At 64.6% G+C, this 2,320-nt stretch carries 3 protein-coding genes; 1 reads left to right on the plus strand and 2 read right to left on the minus strand.

The window, feature by feature from the left end; all coding sequences use genetic code 11:
- A partial coding sequence (locus tag VFA16_RS17465; protein ID WP_324969026.1) for a phospholipase D-like domain-containing protein occupies window positions 1-342 on the plus strand: 342 nt, incomplete at its 5' end.
- 7 nt (window positions 343-349) lie between these two features.
- On the opposite strand, the gene VFA16_RS17470 is transcribed toward VFA16_RS17465, so the two are convergent.
- Both VFA16_RS17470 and VFA16_RS17475 read right to left on the minus strand, forming a co-directional pair.
- Window positions 350-1,879, minus strand: coding sequence for a serine/threonine-protein kinase (locus tag VFA16_RS17470; protein ID WP_324969027.1), 1,530 nt, complete (start codon window positions 1,877-1,879; stop codon window positions 350-352).
- A gap of 9 nt (window positions 1,880-1,888) precedes the next feature.
- Window positions 1,889-2,320 (minus strand): hypothetical protein (locus VFA16_RS17475; RefSeq protein WP_324969028.1); only part of this gene is annotated, 432 nt, incomplete at its 5' end.

Raw genomic sequence — 2,320 nt, forward strand, 5'->3', positions numbered from 1 at the left:
GGTGGTCTGCGCATCCTCGATGACGTGGGAGTCAAGATCCACAAGCTAAAGCACCTCAAGCTGCACGCCAAAATGATCCTGGCTGACGGGGTTCGGGGCATCGTCGGGTCGATAAACCTCGCGCCGGGTAGCTTCGACAGCCGCCGGGAACTCGCCATCGAGGTGCGAGACGAACATGTCACCGAACGCCTGCACAAAGTGGCGCAACACGACTGGGAGAACTCGCGTCCACTGGATCTGAGCGACACAGGGTTGCTGGCTGACCTCGAAGAACGCTACGCCGACAGCGTCGAGAAGCTAGCGTTGCAGGAACACCACCACAAGCACAAACCCCAGGGCTAGCGCGCAGTCAGCCGGCTGCACTGTCCAATCCGTTGGCGGCGGCTACCGCCGCGTGGGCCCACTCGCTTCGACCCACGGCCGGCGCGATCTGGTTTCGGCGGATGCCCTCGACGGCAATGGGACCGGCCACCGCCGGCGGCACCCGGAAGGCGAAGCTGGGGCCCTCGGTGGCGACGGCCAGCAGAGCGTCGCTACTGGTGAACCCGTTGGCGCGCATGGCTTCTTCAGCCCAACCGAATGGTGTCATGCCGGAGAAATTGTTGACGTAGACGACCCAGAGATGAACGTTGCGGTCGGAGTAGAGCTTGGCGAGCGCATTTTCCACCGCGGTGCGGCCCGGTGCACCCAATACTCCTGCTTGGTCGGTGAGATAGGGGGTCAGCTTGATCGACGCCGCGGCCTGGGCCGGGCCGCTGTTGCCCGGCGGTGCACCAGCCGGTGGGGGGCTGTTTGCTGCGGTGGGTGCCGATTGGGACGCACTTGGAGTCCCGTGGTTTTCGGGCCTGCTGAGCAGACGTACCCCGACGATTGCGCCAACCGCGATCAGCACGACCGCAGCCACTGCGCCTACCAGCGCCGCCGGGCGCAGTACCCGGCGCGTTTTGGCAGGTGCGGCGACAGTCTGCTGCGACGCGGAAACCGTGGCACCGGGAGCGAGCACGGTTGCAGCGAGTTGTGTTGCGTCGCTGGTTGTTTGTCCGGTGAGAGCAGCGGCGAAATCCGAACAGCTCGGGTAGCGATCGTCGCGGTTCTTGGCGAGCGCCTTGGCGATCACGTCGTTGAGTTCTGCCAATTCCGGCCGTCGATCGCCGATTGGCGGGGGTGGCGCGGACAGATGCTGGGTGATCACCACCGCGGGGTTGGAGTGCTGATACGGCTCCGACCCGGTCAGAAGGTGAAACGCCGTGCAGCCGAGCGCGTATTGGTCGGCTCGCCCGTCGAGGTCAGAGCCGGTGAGTTGCTCGGGCGCGCAGTAGGCGGGTGTGCCGACCATCATGTTGGTTGCGGTCAGACCGCTGATATCGCCGACCTGTCGGGCGATCCCGAAGTCGGCGAGCAGGATCCGTCGCTTTCGTGTGGTCGGCTCGCCGAGCAGGATGTTGGACGGTTTGACGTCTCGATGCAGCAGTCCGCGGGAATGCGCGTAATCGAGGGCGTCAGCAACGGCGGTGACGATCTCGAACGCCTCCGGTGACGGCATCCCGGACGGATACTGATTACGCAACAGCTCCGCAGCGTCGGTGCCCTCGACGTAGTCCATCGAGATCCACAGCTGTCCCTCGAATTCGCCGCGGTCGTGGATGCCCACGATGTTCGGGTGCCACAGCTCCGCCGCCAGGTCCGCTTCCCGGTGAAATCGTTCTCTATATTCCGTGTCCGCTGTGAGGTCGGCGGGCAAGACTTTGAGCGCGTCACGGCGCGGCAGCCTCGGATGCTGCGCCAGATACACCTGGCCCATCCCGCCGGAGCCCAGTAGCCGCACGATGGTGTATCCGGCGAACACGTCGCCTTCTTGGAGGCGATCGCTTAGCGGCATGGGAGCATGCTACAAAGCCGCACCGGTTTGGTGGCGGCGATTGTGCTGGTCGAATTCGTTCACCGGCGGCTTGCGTCCCCACACGGTTTGGTTCAGCTGGGTCCGGTAAATGAAGGTCGGGTCTTCGTACGCGCGCCGCATCTGCGCCACCTCCCACTCGGTCAGCGTGCCGTTGGCGATGGCGGCCGCATCGATGCGCTGCCAAGTTTTGATCCACATATCCGAAAACGGGTCACCACCGTGGACCACGCGCGCGACGCCCTCATTGCCCATCTCGGTAAGCCCAAGGGCCTCTAGGTAGCGCGGTAACGCCTTGCCGAACCGGAAATCGGCGATGTTCGCCGTTGACGCGAAGTCGACCAGTTTGCGGTAGCACGAGTCGAACAGTTCGGACAACGGGTGGACGGCATCAACCGCGCCGGCGACGTCGTTGTCGGGCTC

It is taken from the genome of Mycobacterium sp. (assembly GCF_035653355.1).
Taxonomy (GTDB): domain Bacteria; phylum Actinomycetota; class Actinomycetes; order Mycobacteriales; family Mycobacteriaceae; genus Mycobacterium.

Bases quoted from the DNA above. Each gene is read 5' to 3' on its own strand.
- VFA16_RS17470 (WP_324969027.1), bottom strand. From the start codon at position 1,879: ATGCCGCTAAGCGATCGCCTCCAAGAAGGCGACGTGTTCGCCGGATAC.